The sequence below is a fragment of the Bradyrhizobium sp. CB1717 genome (assembly GCF_029714325.1).
Taxonomy (GTDB): Bacteria; Pseudomonadota; Alphaproteobacteria; order Rhizobiales; family Xanthobacteraceae; genus Bradyrhizobium.
On sequence record NZ_CP121666.1, the window covers coordinates 3,475,113 to 3,490,930 of the forward strand.

Consider the following 15,818-nt stretch of genomic DNA (forward strand, 5'->3'; position numbering starts at 1 on the left):
TTTAGGCTTAAAATAGTTTCATGACCGGGTGAATTGGCGAGGCTCCCATGAAAGTCGCGATCATCGGTGGCGGACCTGCGGGTCTCTACGCTGCGATCCTGCTGAAGAAGCAGCGGCCAAGTGCCGACATCACGGTATACGAGCGCAACCGGGCCGACGACACATTCGGCTTTGGCGTGGTTTTCTCTGACGCCACGCTCGACAATTTCGAGAAACACGACCTTCCGAGCTACCGCCGCATCACCCAGGAATTCGCCTACTGGGATGATATCGCCGTGCATTTCCGCGGCACGGTGCACCGGGTCGGCGGCAACGGGTTTTGCGGCTGCTCGCGGCAGAAGCTGCTCCTGATCCTCCAGGAGCGCGCGCGAGAGCTTGGCGTCGCGCTGCAATTCGAGGTGGATATCGACGACGAGTCCCGGTTCGCTGATGCCGATCTCGTCCTGCTCGCCGATGGCATCAACAGCCGCTTCCGTGAAAAATACGTGGGCCATTTCCAGCCGGAGGTTGATGTCCGCGCCAACAAGTTCGCCTGGATGGGCTCGACCAGGCCGCTCGATGCCTTCACTTTCATCTTCCAGGAAACGGAGTGGGGGCCGTTCATCGCCCACGCTTATCAGTACGAGGCCGGGCACTCGACCTGGATCTTTGAGACTGATCCGCAGACCTTCGAGCGGGCAGGGCTGACCGGGCTGAACGAGCAGGAGTCCGCCGCGCGGATGGCCGACATCTTCGGCTGGTTTCTCGACGGCCACAAGCTGCTGACCAACCGCTCGATGTGGCGGAATTTCCCGATGATCCGCAGCAAGCGCTGGGTCAAGGACAACATGGTGCTGCTCGGCGACGCCAAGGCCAGCGCGCATTTCTCGATCGGCTCCGGCACCAAGCTCGCGATGGAGGATGCGATCGCGCTCGCCGAGGCGATGCAGAACGCTCCCAGTATCAAGGCTGCGCTGGAGGTCTATGAGCACGGTCGCCGTGAAGAGGTCGAAAAGACCCAGCACGCCGCCGACGTCTCGCTGGTCTGGTTCGAACACGTCGATCGCTTCTGGGATTTCGACCCCGTGCAATTCGCTTTTGGCGTGATGACGCGCTCGAAGGCGATCACCTACGACAATCTGAAACTCCGCGCGCCTGATTTTGTGGCCGAGGTCGAAAAATCCTTTGCAAGGCACGTTCGCAACAGCGGCCTCGATGTCGAAACCAGCAAGCCGATAGTGCCGTTGTTCCAGCCGTTCCGCTTGCGCGAGATGGAGATCGCCAACCGCGCGGTGATGTCGCCGATGTGCATGTATTCGGCGAAGGAGGGCGTGCCGACCGACTTCCACCTCGTGCATTACGGCTCGCGCGCGATCGGCGGCGCCGGCCTGATCTTCACGGAGATGACCTGTGTCAGTCGCGATGCCCGGATCACGCCGGGATGCGCGGGCCTGTGGAACGACGAGCACGAGGCCGCGTGGCGGCGCATCGTGGATTTCGTCCATGGCAATTCGGCTGCGAAAATCTGCCTGCAACTCGGCCATGCCGGCCGCAAGGGCGCGACCAAGCTGATGTGGGACGGCATGGACCGTCCGTTGGACGAGGGCGGCTGGGACGTGGTTTCGGCATCACCTCTGCCTTATTTTCCTGACAGCCAGGTGCCGCGCGAGCTCGACCGCGCCAGCATGAACGCGGTGAGGGATTCTTTCGTCGCTGCGGCCGAGCGCGGCCAGCGCTGCGGCTTCGACATGCTGGAGCTGCACTGCGCCCACGGCTATCTGCTCGCAAGCTTCATCTCGCCGTTGACAAACACCAGGACCGACGAGTACGGCGGCTCGCTCGAAAATCGCCTCCGATTCCCGCTTGAGGTTTTCGAGGCACTACGCGCGGTCTGGCCGTCGCACAAGCCGATGTCCGTGCGTATCTCCGCGACGGACTGGGCTGAGGGTGGTATCGACGGTAATGACGCCGTCGCGATCGCGCGCGCCTTTGCCGAGGCCGGCGTCGATCTCGTCGACGTCTCGACCGGGCAGACCGTGCGCGATGCGCAGCCGGTCTATGGCCGCATGTTCCAGACGCCGTTCTCCGATCAGGTCCGCAACGAGGCACGGGTCGCCACCATGTGCGTCGGCAACATCACGACGGCGGATCAGGCCAACACCATCCTGGCGGCCGGCAGGGCGGATCTCGTCGCGCTCGGACGACCGCATCTGGTCGATCCCTTCTTCACCATGAAGGCGGCGGCCTGGTACGGTGCGGACGACGCCTTCTGCCCGCCGCAATACCTTCCCGGAAAGGATCAGATTTTCCGCAACAGCGTGCGCGACCGGCAGGATCTCGAGGAGCTGAGAATTAGGGCTAAGCCCAAGACCCGGGCCGAGCTGAAGGCGGAGGCGACAAAGCCGCTTGCGGCCGAGTGACCGCCCGTGCGACGTTAACCCCATTGCCTGGCGTATTTCGAGTGGAGTAAGGGCGATGAAGGCGATTATCGTCGGTGGCGGTATCGGAGGTCTCACCACAGCATTGATGTTCCGCTCGCGGGGCCTCGATTGCGAGATATTCGAACAAGCCGAGACCATCCGCGAGCTCGGTGTCGGCATCAACACATTGCCGCATGCGATGCGTGAATTGGCAGGCCTTGGCCTGCTGCAGAAGCTCGACGATGTCGCGATCCGCACCGACCAGCTCTATTACCTCAACCGCCATGGCCAGGAGGTGTGGCGCGAGGCGCGCGGCATCGACGCCGGCCACGACGTGCCGCAATTCTCCATCCACCGTGGCCGCCTTCAGGGCGTCATCCATCGGGCCGTCGAGGAGCGACTCGGTGCGGCCGCAATCCACACCGGCTGCCGGCTCGGCGCCTTCACGCAGGACGAGGGCGGCGTCACCGCCTATTTCTTCGATCGTTCCGGCGCGCACATCCACACGGCGCGAGGCGATATCCTGATCGGCGCCGACGGCATCCATTCACGCGTCCGCGAGACATTGTTCCCGAACGAGGGGCCGCCGTGCTGGAACGGCTTGATGCTGTGGCGCGGTGCTCGCGACTGGCCGCTGTTCCTCACCGGCAAGTCGATGATCGTGGCTGGCGGCCTCAATGCCAAGGTGGTGATCTATCCGATCGCGGAGGGATCGAGCCCCGCAAGCCGACTGACCAACTGGGCGGTGCTGGTGAAGGTCGGCGAGGGCAATGCCCCACCACCGCGCAAAGAGGACTGGTCGCGGCCTGGCCGCCGCGAGGAGCTGATGCCGCACGTGGCGCGCTTCTCGGTGCCCTATATCGACGTCAAGAGTCTTATCTCGGCTACGCCCGAATTTTACGAGTACCCGACCTGCGACCGCGATCCCTTGCCCTATTGGTCGTCGGGGCGCGTCACGCTGCTCGGCGATGCCGCGCATCCCATGTACCCGGTCGGCTCCAACGGCGCCTCGCAGGCGATCCTCGATGCACGCTGCCTCGCGGACGCGCTGATGCGCGCCGAGCATCCGCGCCAGGCGCTGCTCGAATATGAGAAGAAGCGCCTGCCGATGACAGCTGACATCGTCCGCTCCAACCGCCGCGGCGGCCCAGAGGGCGTCATCGACGCCGTCGAGCAGCTCGCGCCCGACGGTTTCGAAAATGTCGACAACGTGCTGAGCTATTCCCAGCGCGAGGCGATTGTGCGCGGCTACGCCACCAAGGCCGGCTTCGCCGCTGTCCCGGGACTCGCGGCGGTGCGTGCTTGATGTGGGCCGCTAGCCGCCGGGCGGCGGCGGCAGGAAGTGGATGTTGAACTCGGCGGCCATCGCCACCACGTCCTCCGGCTTCTGCTCCTTCATGTTGTGAAGGCCCCAGAACAGGTCGAACAGCTTGCGGCTCGGCGAGACCCAGAACAGCACCTTTGCGGTCTGCTCCGATTTGTTGAAGATGCCGTGCGGCACGCCCATGCCGAGACGGATCAGGTCGCCCGCAGTTGCCTGCGCCTCCGAATTGCCGAGCACGAAGTCGAGCTTGCCCTCCAGCATGTAGAGATATTCATCCTGGTCTGGATGAATGTGCGGCGGCACGAATGTGCCGGGCGGCAGCGTCGCGTGCCAGGAGAAGCTGTTCTCGGCATAGCTCTTCGGCACGTAGGTCTGGCCGAGGATATTCCAGGAAATGCCTTGGATTCCCTCATTGGCCCGCGTGATGCCGGTGATTTCGCTCTTCATTGCAGTCCTCCCTTGACGCGACGCGCGGCCTCAGTTCGCCGCCTTGCAGTCCTTGGCATAGCGGTCGCCGTAATTCTCAAAGACCTTCTGGACGATCTCGGTCTGGAACTTGCCGTCCGGACGCTTGGCGACCTTGGTCAGGTAGAAATTCTGAATCGGATAGCCGTTGGTGTTGAACTTGAAGGCGCCACGCAGCGAGGTGAAATCCGCCTTCTTCAGCGCGGCTCCGACAGCCTCCTTGTTCGAGAGGTCGCCCTTCACGCCCTTGATGGCGCTGTTGATCAGCATCGCGGCGTCATAGGCTTGGAAGGCGTAGGTGCCGGGCACGACGTTGTAGGCGGCCTCATAGGCTGCGACGAATTTCTTGTTCTGGGGGTTGTCGAGATTGGGCGCCCAGTTCGCGCCGCCGAACATGCCGACGGCCGCGTCCTGCTGTGCCGGCAGGGTCGATTCATCGACCGTGAACGCCGAGAGCACCGGGATGCTGTCGGCAAGGCCTGCCTGGCGATACTGCTTGACGAGGTTGACGCCGAGGCCGCCCGGCATGAACGTGAACAGTGCATCGGGCTTCTGCGAGGAGATCTTGGACAGCTCCGGCTGGAAGTCCAGCGTGTTCAGCGGCATGTAGGATTCTTCGACGATCTCGCCCTTGTAGTCGAGCTTGAAGCCGGCGACCGAGTCCTTGCCGGCCTGATAGTTCGGCACCATCAGGTACATGCGCTTGTAGCCGCGATCCTGCGCGACCTTGCCGAGGATCTCGTGGACCTGGTCGTTCTGATACGACGTCACGTAGAAGAACGGGTTGCAGTCCTTGCCGGCAAAGGTGGACGGGCCGGCATTGGGGCTGATCAGGAACACCTTCGATTCCGTCACTGGCCGGTGGATCGCCTGGAGGATGTTGGAGAAGATCGGGCCGACCACGAAATCGACCTTCTCGCGCTCGAGCAGGCCCTTGACCTTGGTTACCGCCGCATCCGGCTTGAGCTCGTCGTCGACTACCACGACCTCGACATCGCGGCCACCCATCTTGCTGCCGAGGTCCTTCACCGCGAGCGCAAAGCCGTCGCGAACCTGCTGGCCGAGCGCGGCGGCGGGTCCCGACAGGGTCACGATCACACCGAGCTTGATCTTCTCCTGGGCGAGGGCGGGGCTCATTACGGTGCCGAGCAGCAAGGCGGCTGCGGTCAAGGTCTTTTGCATTTTCATTTTTTGTCCCCTCGTGACATCAGGGCCTGCGCAGCAAGCCGCCTACTCCAATCCAAGCTTATGCCGATGATGGCTGCCGCGGCAAGCAAGGCTCAAGACGTCGCCATCCCGCGGCACAGCGCGCATGCAAGCGGCGCGCCAATTATTTGAAGCCTAAAGAAATCGGCGTGCGGTCGATTGCTGCAGCTTTGGACTTGCGGCCGGCTTCAATTTATTTGAAGCTCAAAACGTTGGGAATCCGTGCCGGCGCCAATGCCTGCCGTCAATGACCGCATCAGATGCTTGATTCCGAGACCAAGGCCGTCGAGACGCCGGAGGACCATGCCGAAGAGCTTCGGCTGTGGCTGCGCTTGCTGACCTGCACCACCCTGATCGAGGGTGAGGTGCGCGGCCGGCTGCGGCAGCGCTTCGACGTCACGCTGCCCCGGTTTGACCTGATGGCGCAGCTCGACAAGGCGCCCGACGGCATGACGCTCTCCGACGTCTCCAAGCGCATGATGGTCTCCAACGGCAACGTCACCGGTCTCGTCGAGCGTCTCGTGGAATCGGGCCATCTCGACCGGCGCACCTCGGAGACCGACCGCCGCGTCCAGGTGATCCGCCTCACAAAGCTCGGCCGCGCCGAGTTCCGCAGGATGGCCGCGGAGCACGAGGCCTGGATCGCCGATCTCTTCGTCGACCTGACGCCGAAGGACGTGCGCGAGCTGATGCGCCTCCTCGCCAAGACCAAGGCGTCGGCGCAGAAATCGGCCGCGCGCAGGCGGCCCTGAGCCCGCATCCGGGCCGGCCCGCCAATCCCTTTTGCCGCAGGAAAAAGCACGGGATGCCCAAAATCCCCTATTGCGCCAAATTGTTTTAAGCCTAAAATGTTTTTAGATAGTGCTGCCGGGTGCTTTCCATGCGCAAAGGAGCGTGCGATGGCCAACGCCGCCAAGGTTCAAGCGTCGGGCTCGTATGACGGCAACGCCGCGACGGCCCATGTCGATACATTCGCGCGGCAGCATCTGCCGTCGCGCGAGCTATGGCCCGAATTCATCTTCACGCGGCCGGAGCTGCACTATCCGCCGCGATTGAACTGCGTCAGCTATTTTCTCGATCGGTGGGTGGAGCAGGGCCACGGTGATGCGCCTTGCGTCATCAGTCCCGCCGTGAGCTACAATTATCGCGAGCTGCAGGCGCTCGTGAATCGCATCGCCAACGTGCTCGTCGGCAAGCTGGGCCTCGTCACCGGCGGGCGTGTGCTGCTGCGCTCGGCCAACAATCCGATGATGGTCGCAACTTATCTCGCTGTGATCAAGGCCGGCGGAATTTGCGTGGCGACGATGCCGCTGCTGCGCGCCAAGGAGCTCTCCTATCCGATCCAGAAGGCGGAGATCACGCTGGCGCTCTGCGACGGAAAACTCGCCGATGAGATGGAAAAGGCGAAGCTAGCTGCGCCCGGTCTCAAGCAGGTCGTCTATTGGGGCAATAGCGCGCCCGACTCGCTCGAGGCGCTGATCGCCGATGCCAGCCCCGAGTTCACGAGCGTCGATACAGCGTCCGACGACATCTGCCTGATCGCCTTCACGTCGGGCACAACAGGCGATCCCAAGGGCACCATGCATTTCCATCGCGACATGCTGGCCGTCTGCGATGGCTACGCGCGCAACATCCTGCGCGCCGAGCAGAAGGATCGCTTCATCGGCTCGGCGCCGCTCGCCTTCACCTTCGGCTTCGGCGGCGTGTTGTTTCCGATGCATATCGGCGCCTCTTTCGTGGTGCTGGAGAAGACGACGCCGGACGACATGCTGACGGCGGTCGAGCAGTACAAGACCACGGTCTGCTTCACGGCGCCGACTGCCTATCGCGCGATGATCGGCAAGCTTGCGGGACGCGACATTTCCTCGCTTCGGAAGTGCGTCTCTGCCGGTGAGACATTGCCAAAGCCGACATTCGACGCCTGGCTCGAGGCGACCGGCATCAAGCTGATGGACGGCATCGGCTCGACCGAGCTGTTGCACATCTTCATCAGCGCGACCGAGGACGAGATCCGTCCCGGCGCAACGGGCAAGCCCGTCCCAGGCTATGAAGCGAAGATCGTCGACGATGCCGGTGACGACGTCCCGACGGGCACGATGGGACGCCTCGCCGTGCGCGGGCCGACCGGCTGCCGTTATCTCGCCGACGAGCGGCAGCGCAAATATGTCCAGAATGGCTGGAATATCACCGGCGACACCTATTTGATGGATAGCGACGGTTATTTCTGGTACCAGTCGCGCTCCGACGACATGATCGTGTCGGCGGGCTACAATATCGCAGGCACTGACGTCGAGGCGGCGCTGCTGACGCACCCTTCTGTCGTCGAGTGTGGAGTGGTCGGTGCGCCGGACGAGGCGCGAGGCATGATCGTCAAGGCCTATGTCATCGCCGCGCCCGGCGTGACGCCGGACGCTCGGCTAGCGGCCGAGTTGCAGGAGCATGTCAAACGCGAGATCGCGCCGTACAAATATCCGCGCGCCATCGAGTTCGTGACGCAACTCCCGAAGACAGAGACTGGCAAGTTGAAACGTTTTGCCCTGCGACAGCTCGCGCAGGCCGCGGCGACGTCCTCAGGCGTCGCGGCAGAATGAGAGAAGGATAGAGAATTGTCCGTGACGACGCCGAAAAGCCCGCAGCTTGCGGTGCTGCCGACCGCCGATGAGAATGACAGAGGTTCGGTGGCGCAGATCCTCCAGCCGTCCGGTTGGCCGGTGCCGAAAGGCTATGCCAACGGCATGGCTGCCGAAGGGCGGATCGTTGTCACCGGTGGCGTGATCGGCTGGGATGCCGACGAGCGGCTGGCCGACGGATTCGTCGTGCAGGTCCACCAGACCCTGAGCAACATCGCCGCGATCCTGAATGAGGCCGGCGCACGCCCCGAACACCTCGTGCGCCTGACCTGGTACGTCGTCGACATGGACGAATACCTGGCGAATCTGAAGGAACTCGGCAGGGTCTATCGCGCCATCTTCGGCGCGCATTATCCGGCGATGGCGCTGGTCCAGGTCGTGCGGCTGGTCGAGAAGGCGGCTCGCGTCGAGATCGAGGCGACTGCCGTCATTCCCCGCTGAGCCGCGCTAACTCCTTCAGTTCGCTTCTCAGCTTGCCTTGGCGAGATCGTCGTCCTCGGGTGAGTTCAGATAGACGCCGGACATGGTGTCGACCCAGCACAGATGGTCGTGCACTTTCTTCACGCCCTCGACGTTCTCCGCCGCGACGACCGCGGCCCGCCGCGCGCGTTCCTCGGTGATGACGCCGCTGAGATGGACGATGCCGTCGCGGACGATGACGTTGAGACCAAACGGGCACCAGTCATTCTTCTCCATGGTATCGATGATGCGGCTGCGAATGTGATCGTCATCGGCCGTCGGATCCGGCACGTCCCGGGCGAGCCCCGCAACCGCCTGCAACAGATTGGCGCGGGACACGATCCCGACGACCACGTCGCCGCGCACCACCGGCAGGCGCTTGACGTTGTTCCGCTCCATGAGATCGACGATCTCGGCAAGCGCCGTATCTTCGGTGATGGTCACGGGCGAGGGAGTCATCACCTCGGAAACCTTACGGCCGTGTTCCTGGACGAAGTCGCTGGCCGATGTTCCCGGACCCAGGATGAATCGCAACCAGCGACCCCGCTTGCGCCCGGTGCCGATTTCGCTGCGGCGGATGAAATCTCCTTCCGAGACGACGCCGACCAGCCGGCCGGCCTCGTCGACCACCGTAAGGCCGCTGACGTGCCGCTTCAGCATGATGTTCGCCGCCTCGACGATGCTGGTGTCGGGGGTGACTGAGATGACCGACCGGGTCATGATCTGATGGGCGCGCATGGAAAACTCCGCTGGCATGTCGAATTTCAATGCGCAAAACCTAGCCCGAGCGTGGGGGTGCGGTTTGACCCAGGTCAAACGGACAAAGCCGTTTTTGTCCTGATTGAGCAATCGTGATCCCTGCCGGGATTTGATGCAGCTCAACGCACAGCGGAAGCGTCGCCATATCCTGCCGCAGGCGTAGACCAGAAGCCCGCAGGAACAATCAACCATGAGCGTCGTGAAGATATTTCCACGGGCCGAAGAGCCGCTGCAAGCTCCCTCGGCCAAGCCGGTCGCTCAGGTCCCCGCCGCGAGTCCCGAAAGGGTCGCGGCGACGCCGGTTGCCTGCGATTGCCCGCCCGCATCCGATTCGTATCCGCTCGATCGCGCGTTTCATGCCATGCTGGCGCGGTTCACGGGCGGGATTTCGCCCGTGGCCTTGTCGCTCGCCTGGCTCGATTGGGGCGCGCATCTTGCGGCGGCGCCGCAGCACCAGATGGAGCTTTCCCGCAGCATTTTTCGCGATACCGGCCGGTTCCTGGAAGCTGCCGCGCACGCGACGTCGCAAGAGCCGTGGTCCGTCATCCGACCGCAGGGGCGGGATCGCCGCTTTAGGGACCGGCAATGGGAAGCCGCGCCCTTCAATCTGCTCGCGCAGGCGTTTCTGCTCACCGAGCGCTGGTGGCACGATGCCACGACCGGCATACGCGGCGTGTCCCATGCAAATGAAGCCATCGTCGAATTCTCGATGCGCCAGATGCTCGACATGCTGGCGCCGTCCAACTTCGCGGCGACCAATCCGCAGGTTCTGGAAAAAGCGTTCCAGAGCGGCGGAGAGAATTTTGTGTTCGGCTGGCAAAATTGGTGCAGCGATCTGATGCGCCTGCTCTCCGGCTCGAAGCCGGCGGGCGACGATCAATTTGTCGTCGGCAAGACGGTGGCGGCCTCGCCCGGCAAGGTCGTCTACCGCAACGGTCTGATCGAGCTGATCAAGTACCATCCGACGACCGCGCAGGTGCGGCCGGAGCCGATCCTGATCGTGCCGGCCTGGATCATGAAGTACTACATCCTCGATCTGTCGCCGCAGAATTCCCTGGTCAAATATCTGACCGATCAAGGCTTCACCGTCTTTGCGATCTCCTGGCGCAATCCGGATGAGAACGACCGGGATGTGGCCTTCGACGACTATCGCAAGCTGGGTGTGATGGCCGCATTGGACATGATCGGCCGGATCGTGCCGGGCCGGAAGGTCCACGCGCTCGGCTACTGTCTGGGAGGCACTTTGCTGTCGATCGCCGCTGCCGCCATGGGACGCGACGGCGATAGCCGTCTCGGCACCATCACGCTCCTCGCCGCGCAGACCGATTTCAGGGAGGCCGGCGAATTGACGCTCTTCATCAACGAGAGCCAGGTCGCCTTCCTCGAAGACATGATGTGGCAGCGCGGCTATCTCGATACGACACAGATGGCCGGCGCGTTCCAGCTGCTGCGCTCCAACGAGCTGATCTGGTCGCGGCTCTCGCGTGACTATCTGATGGGCGACGGCTCGCCGCCGAGCGATCTGATGGCCTGGAACGCCGACGCCACGCGGCTGCCCTATCGCATGCACTCGGAGTATCTGCGCAAGCTGTTCCTGGACAACGATCTGGCTGAAGGTCGCTATCGCGTCGAATGCAGAAGCGTCTCGCTCTCCGACATTCACACGCCGATGTTCGTGGTCGGCACGCTCGCCGACCACGTCGCGCCTTGGCGATCCGTCTACAAGATCCACTACCAGGTCGATGCCGACGTGACGTTCGTCTTGACCAGCGGCGGTCACAATGCCGGTGTCGTCGCGCCTCCCGACGAGTCCTGGCACGACTACCAGGTCAAGACCAAAGCCGCGGACGCGCCCTATGTCGGTCCGGAGGAGTGGCTGAAGCTGGCGCCTCACGTCGCGGGCTCGTGGTGGCCTGAATGGACCCAATGGCTGGCGGCGCGCTCAGGCGCGCCCTGCGATCCACCGTCGATCAGGGGTGGAGACATTGACGACGGTCTGCCCGACGCGCCGGGCGACTACGTTCACACCTAATCGTCAGGCGTAGAATTCGGCGCAAGATCTGACGAGCGGAACGGCTTTGCCTTGTCCAGTTTCCGATAGGCTTTCGAGGCAGTCCGCAACAGCTTCCTTTCCCGTTTGCGGTCGAGGAAGCGAATGCCGGCCTCGGGGCCGGCGCCGTTCAATGACGCTGCCAGCGCCTGCCCACGCGCATCGTCGTTCAATTGTCCGAGGGATTTTTGCGCCTTCCTCAATTGCTTGAGGATCGATTTCTGCTTCGTCAAGGATTCGTCGGCGAACAGGTCCGCGAGCGACTCGACCGAATAGGTCATCCGCTTGTTGAGAAGCCGCAGCTTGTGACGCTTCTCGACGTCGAGCTTGCGCAGCCTCCGGGCCCTCCTGAGCAGCGTCTCCTCCCACTCGGTCAGGCGGGCCGTCGCATGGTCGGCCAGCGGGCACCGGCGCAACCTGACGGCCTCCTTGCTGCGCCGGGTCGACCAGGGGCCGCTCTCGATCCAGGTCGAGGTCTGCTCGACCAAGCGCCGAAAGCGCGCGGACTGCAGCGCGCGCGCGAGAAGGCGGTGGCTCTCGGCGCGTTTCTCGTCCCAGTGCTGGAGCTCGGCGACCACGGCGAGCTCTTCGCCGCTCTCGGCGACGACCCGCTCGATCGCGACATCGAGGTCCCGGACCATGCCAAGCTGGCTGTTCAGCCATCTCAGCTCGGCCCAGACGCTCGGCCGCAGCGCGTCATCGACCATCGGGGAGAAGAAGCGGATGGCCGTGCGCAGATGCGTCAGCGCGATGCGGATCTGATGCAGCGCGTCGGGATCGCCGCGGCACGTGCCGTCGTGTTGGGCAAGGACGGCATCGAGATGACGGCGGGCGATGATGCGGAACGCGGTGTCGCAGGCCATGCCGGGGCTGAGGCGGCCGGGCAGGACATTGCGCCGCGTCGCCGGCTTGGCGGGCGCGGCCGCCGTCGAACTCGTGGTGGGTCGCGACATCCTTGCCCGCGTCAATCAGATTGCCTTGCTTGCCTTATCGCGTCCCGGCAGCTCTGGAGCGTGTGCTCCCGCGTGCTGGATGCATCGATGGTCGCCCACCCGATGTGACCGATATTATAGTGCTCTTGCTGCGCGGCAACCTCCTGCGTGGCGTCGGAGGCATCGCCATGGCGGCCGCCGATGCGGGCTTGACGGGTCGCAAGGTCGGCGACGAGGAATAGTCCGGTCAACGGCACATTGCGTTCGCTGGCCAGAGCGGCAAGGTCGTCCCGTTCGGACTCGCGTGCAAAGACCGCATCGATGATGACGGAATGGCCTTGCGCTAGGGCCCGTCCGGCACGCTGCGCCAGCAGCTCGTAGACGCGCGCGGTGACCTCAGGCCGGTACGTGGACGGTGGCAGTCGGTCGGTATGTCCCACCTGAAACAGCTGCTTGCGAACGACGTCGCTACGCAGCACGACGGCTCCCGGCTGCGGCGCGACGTGGGGTGCCAGGGCGCGGGCAAGGACGGACTTGCCGGTGCCCGATAATCCGCCGACCGCAATCAGGCGGGGGGCGGGAGGCGCGATCAGAGCCCGGGCGAGATCGAAATAGCGCCGCGCCCCGGCGAGAATTCCGCTCCGGTCGGCATCGGGCCGCGTCAGCCGCGCCAGTGCCACCTGCGCACGGATCGCCGCGCGAATGGACATGAACAGCGGCAGGGCGGACAGCGCGTCGAGCGTTTCGACGGGCGACATGGTGAGATACTGGTTCAGCACGATGTTGGCTGCCGCCGACTGGTCATGGCTTAGCAGGTCCATCAGGGCGAATGCGAGATCGTAAAGCACGTCGACGGTTGCCATCTGTGCATCGAACTCGATGGCGTCGAACAGAACTGGCTGTTCGCCGATCAAGACAATGTTCGCAAGATGCAGGTCGCCATGGCAACGGCGAACGAAGCCCTGCTGGCCGCGCTCCTCGAGCAGCGGCCGCAGGCGCAGGAACATCGCGTGCGAGGCCTCGCCGAGCTGCTCGATCGCCTCGGCCGCGATATGGTTGCCCTTCCGCAGGCCGTTGCTGTTTCCATCGATGAGGCCGGGGATGGAGGCGACCCATGCCTTGCCGTCGGCGCGGGGGGCCACCGCATGCGAAGCTGCGATGGCGTCGGCGGTTGCCGAGGCGAGGTTCGCATCGAGCGGGCCGGCCTTCGCCAGATGATCCAGCGTCCGGCTTTCGTCGAAGCGGGACATGTCGACCGCATACTCGATCGGCCGGCCGCTGCCATCGACCTTCAGCGATCCGTCGATCTCCTCGGTGATCGCCACGACGCGATGATAGATCTGCGGCGCCAGCGGCCGGTTGATCCTGATCTCTTCCTCGCAGGCCGCTTTGCGCTGCTCGAGCGTCGAATAGTCGAGGAACGGAAACCGCACGGCTCGCTTGATCTTCAGCGCGCGCGGCCCGTCGAGAAAGACCGACGCGGCATGCGTATCGATCCGCGTCACGCCGGGATGCGCACATAGCGTCGCGAAGACTCGTTCCTGGGCAGCCGTTTCGTCTGTCATCGAAGCTGGTGTCCCAAGATGCGGTCAGGGCTTCAGCACGGCTGCGCCGAGAATTTGTCCATTCCGCAGCATGTCCAGCACTTCATTGGCCTGATCGAGCGGGAATGCGGTCGTTTCGGTGCGTACGCCGGCTTGTGGGGCGATGCCTAGAAAATCAAGACCGTCCTGTCGGGTGAGATTGGCAACGGAGATCAACTGCCGTTCCTGCCAGAGCAGATCATACGGGAAGCTTGGAATGTCGCTCATATGGATGCCCGCGCACACGACGCGGCCGCCCTTGCGAACGGCGCGCAACGCGGCCGGCACGAGCTCGCCGGCAGGGGCGTAGATGATGGCCGCGTCGAGCGGCGTGTCCGGCGTCTCGTCCGAAGCGCCGGCCCAGACGGCGCCGAGCCGGCGCGCGAGGTCCTGTGCGACCACATCTCCGCGCCGCGTAAACGCATGGACCGATCGCCCCTGCCAGACCGCGACTTGCGCGACGATGTGGCCGGCGGCGCCGAAGCCGTAGATGCCGAGCCGCTCGGCCTCGCCGGCCAGGACCAGCGAACGCCAACCGATCAGGCCTGCACACAGCAGAGGTGCAAGAGCGACGTCGTCGCCGGCCTCGCCCAGCGGAAAGGCGTAGCGCGCATGGGCCACCGCGTGCGTTGCATAGCCGCCGTCCCTTGTATAGCCGGTGAAGAGCGGGCGGTCGCAGAGGTTCTCCATGCCCTCCCGGCAAAACCGGCAGTTTCCGCAGGTGAATCCGAGCCAGGGAATGCCGACCCGGTCGCCCAGTACGTGCGTTGCGACATTAGGGCCGAGGAGATCGACGCGGCCGACGATTTCATGGCCGGGCACGATGGGATAGCGGATGTCGGGCAGTTCGGCATCGAGGACATGAAGATCGGTCCGGCAGACGCCGCAAGCGCTGACCCTGACCCGGATCTGGCCTTCGCCGGGAATTGGATCGGAGCGTTCCTCCATCCGGAGCCGCGCTCGCGGGGCCACCAACACCATCGCACGCATCAGTCTCTCCGGGGCGGACCGCTCCGATCGAACTATCCATAGAATGGCAGCGCACGGCCAGTCCTTGACTTCCGTCAACGCCCGTCCTTGCCGGTCGGGCGGTTCCAGAGGTTTGACGAGGATCAAGCGTCCCGACGAAAGCCGGCCTATTCTGGTAGCTAAGGAGAATTCCGATGCCCATCAAGGACGTCTTTCTGCCGCTTGTCGGCCAGCCGCGTGGACCGGCCCTTGCAGCGATCGAGAAATGCGTGGCCGTTGCCGCCGACCTCGGTGCCAGGATCACCGCGCTTGCGCTCGAGGAAGATCTCTTCGTAAGACCGAAGGTGCTGCTCCCCGACGATCCCGACGCCGCCGAGGCAAAGGGGGCTCCTGGAGCGGTCGAGATGCAGCGTCTGCTGGATGCTTTCACGGGTGCGGCGTCTCGCGCGAACATTCGGGCCCAAAGCCGATCGGGCAAGGTTGCGGCGGACCAGATCGCGCCGATCCTCGCCGAGCATGCGCGCTTCAGCGATCTCACCCTGGTCCCCGTGAAGCCGCATGACAGCCGAACGGAGCACATCATCGAGACGCTCCTGTTCGAATCCGGGCGCCCGCTGTTGCTGTGCCCGGAACAGCTTGTGGAGGTGCTGCGGCCGGAATTCGAGAACGTCATGATCGCCTGGGATCACTCCGCGCGCGCGGCGCGCGCCGTTGGCGACGCGATGCCCATCCTTCAGGCTGCGGCCTCGGTCCGCGTGGTGACCGTGACGGATGACAAGACTGACGAGATCGTGCAGTCCGGGACCTCACTCGTCGACCATTTGAGGGAACACGGTGTCTACGCCTCGTTCGAAACGGCAGCGGGCGGCGGCAGCTCGATCGGCAAGGTGCTTGGAAGCTGGGCGAATTCCAATGCCGTCGATGCGATCGTGATGGGAGCCTACCATCATTCACGCCTGAATGAGATCGTTTGGGGCGGTGTGACGAAGACCGTCATTGGCCAGCCACCGTGCTGGGTTATGATCTCTCACTAGGCTGGCCG

The 15,818-nt window shown here is 64.1% G+C and carries 13 protein-coding genes; 7 read left to right on the forward strand and 6 right to left on the reverse strand.

Translation table 11 applies throughout. The features are described from left to right. Positions 1 to 47 precede the first annotated feature (47 nt). Both QA649_RS16415 and QA649_RS16420 read left to right on the forward strand, forming a co-directional pair. Positions 48 to 2,399: a bifunctional salicylyl-CoA 5-hydroxylase/oxidoreductase gene (locus QA649_RS16415; RefSeq protein ID WP_283025098.1), complete on the forward strand. Its 2,352-nt coding sequence runs from the start codon at positions 48 to 50 to the stop codon at positions 2,397 to 2,399. A 55-nt stretch (positions 2,400 to 2,454) separates the two neighbouring features. Next, positions 2,455 to 3,705 (forward strand): flavin-dependent oxidoreductase, encoded by a 1,251-nt coding sequence (locus QA649_RS16420; protein ID WP_283025099.1) that lies wholly within the window; start codon positions 2,455 to 2,457, stop codon positions 3,703 to 3,705. 9 nt (positions 3,706 to 3,714) lie between these two features. Here QA649_RS16420 and QA649_RS16425 read toward each other — a convergent pair whose 3' ends face one another. After that, a complete protein-coding gene (locus QA649_RS16425) occupies positions 3,715 to 4,170 on the reverse strand; it encodes a cupin domain-containing protein (protein ID WP_018643141.1) in 456 nt (151 codons plus the stop codon). A 30-nt stretch (positions 4,171 to 4,200) separates the two neighbouring features. Further along, the gene (locus QA649_RS16430; RefSeq protein ID WP_283025100.1) at positions 4,201 to 5,376 is read right to left on the reverse strand and encodes an ABC transporter substrate-binding protein; all 1,176 of its coding nucleotides are present in this window, start codon (positions 5,374 to 5,376) and stop codon (positions 4,201 to 4,203) included. A gap of 278 nt (positions 5,377 to 5,654) precedes the next feature. On the opposite strand from QA649_RS16430, the gene QA649_RS16435 reads away from it, so the two are divergent. The 3 genes from QA649_RS16435 (at position 5,655) to QA649_RS16445 (ending at position 8,465) form a co-directional block, all read left to right on the forward strand. After that, complete coding sequence (locus tag QA649_RS16435; RefSeq protein WP_283025101.1) at positions 5,655 to 6,146, forward strand: MarR family transcriptional regulator; 492 nt, start codon at positions 5,655 to 5,657, stop codon at positions 6,144 to 6,146. A gap of 147 nt (positions 6,147 to 6,293) precedes the next feature. Continuing rightward, positions 6,294 to 7,985: a benzoate-CoA ligase family protein gene (locus QA649_RS16440; RefSeq protein ID WP_283025102.1), complete on the forward strand. Its 1,692-nt coding sequence runs from the start codon at positions 6,294 to 6,296 to the stop codon at positions 7,983 to 7,985. A gap of 21 nt (positions 7,986 to 8,006) precedes the next feature. Next, positions 8,007 to 8,465: a RidA family protein gene (locus QA649_RS16445; RefSeq protein ID WP_283025103.1), complete on the forward strand. Its 459-nt coding sequence runs from the start codon at positions 8,007 to 8,009 to the stop codon at positions 8,463 to 8,465. A 27-nt stretch (positions 8,466 to 8,492) separates the two neighbouring features. Here QA649_RS16445 and QA649_RS16450 read toward each other — a convergent pair whose 3' ends face one another. Beyond that, on the reverse strand, positions 8,493 to 9,221 hold the full coding sequence (locus tag QA649_RS16450; protein ID WP_283026042.1) for a CBS domain-containing protein: 729 nt from the start codon (positions 9,219 to 9,221) through the stop codon (positions 8,493 to 8,495). 211 nt (positions 9,222 to 9,432) lie between these two features. On the opposite strand from QA649_RS16450, the gene QA649_RS16455 reads away from it, so the two are divergent. Beyond that, a complete protein-coding gene (locus QA649_RS16455; RefSeq protein ID WP_283025104.1) occupies positions 9,433 to 11,274 on the forward strand; it encodes an alpha/beta fold hydrolase in 1,842 nt (613 codons plus the stop codon). Here the strand turns inward: QA649_RS16455 and QA649_RS16460 are convergent. The 3 genes from QA649_RS16460 to QA649_RS16470 are packed head-to-tail and all read right to left on the reverse strand — an operon-like array spanning position 11,271 to position 14,797. Further along, positions 11,271 to 12,245 (reverse strand): CHAD domain-containing protein, encoded by a 975-nt coding sequence (locus QA649_RS16460; protein ID WP_283025105.1) that lies wholly within the window; start codon positions 12,243 to 12,245, stop codon positions 11,271 to 11,273. The genes QA649_RS16455 and QA649_RS16460 overlap by 4 nt on opposite strands. An 11-nt stretch (positions 12,246 to 12,256) precedes the next feature. Further along, positions 12,257 to 13,789 (reverse strand): bifunctional aminoglycoside phosphotransferase/ATP-binding protein, encoded by a 1,533-nt coding sequence (locus QA649_RS16465; protein WP_283025106.1) that lies wholly within the window; start codon positions 13,787 to 13,789, stop codon positions 12,257 to 12,259. A gap of 24 nt (positions 13,790 to 13,813) precedes the next feature. Further along, a complete protein-coding gene (locus tag QA649_RS16470) occupies positions 13,814 to 14,797 on the reverse strand; it encodes a zinc-dependent alcohol dehydrogenase family protein (protein ID WP_283026043.1) in 984 nt (327 codons plus the stop codon). Between the two features lie 173 nt (positions 14,798 to 14,970). Here QA649_RS16470 and QA649_RS16475 point away from each other — a divergent pair, with 173 nt between their 5' ends. After that, the gene (locus tag QA649_RS16475) at positions 14,971 to 15,810 is read left to right on the forward strand and encodes a universal stress protein (RefSeq protein ID WP_283025107.1); all 840 of its coding nucleotides are present in this window, start codon (positions 14,971 to 14,973) and stop codon (positions 15,808 to 15,810) included. The last annotated feature ends 8 nt before the right edge of the window (positions 15,811 to 15,818 follow it).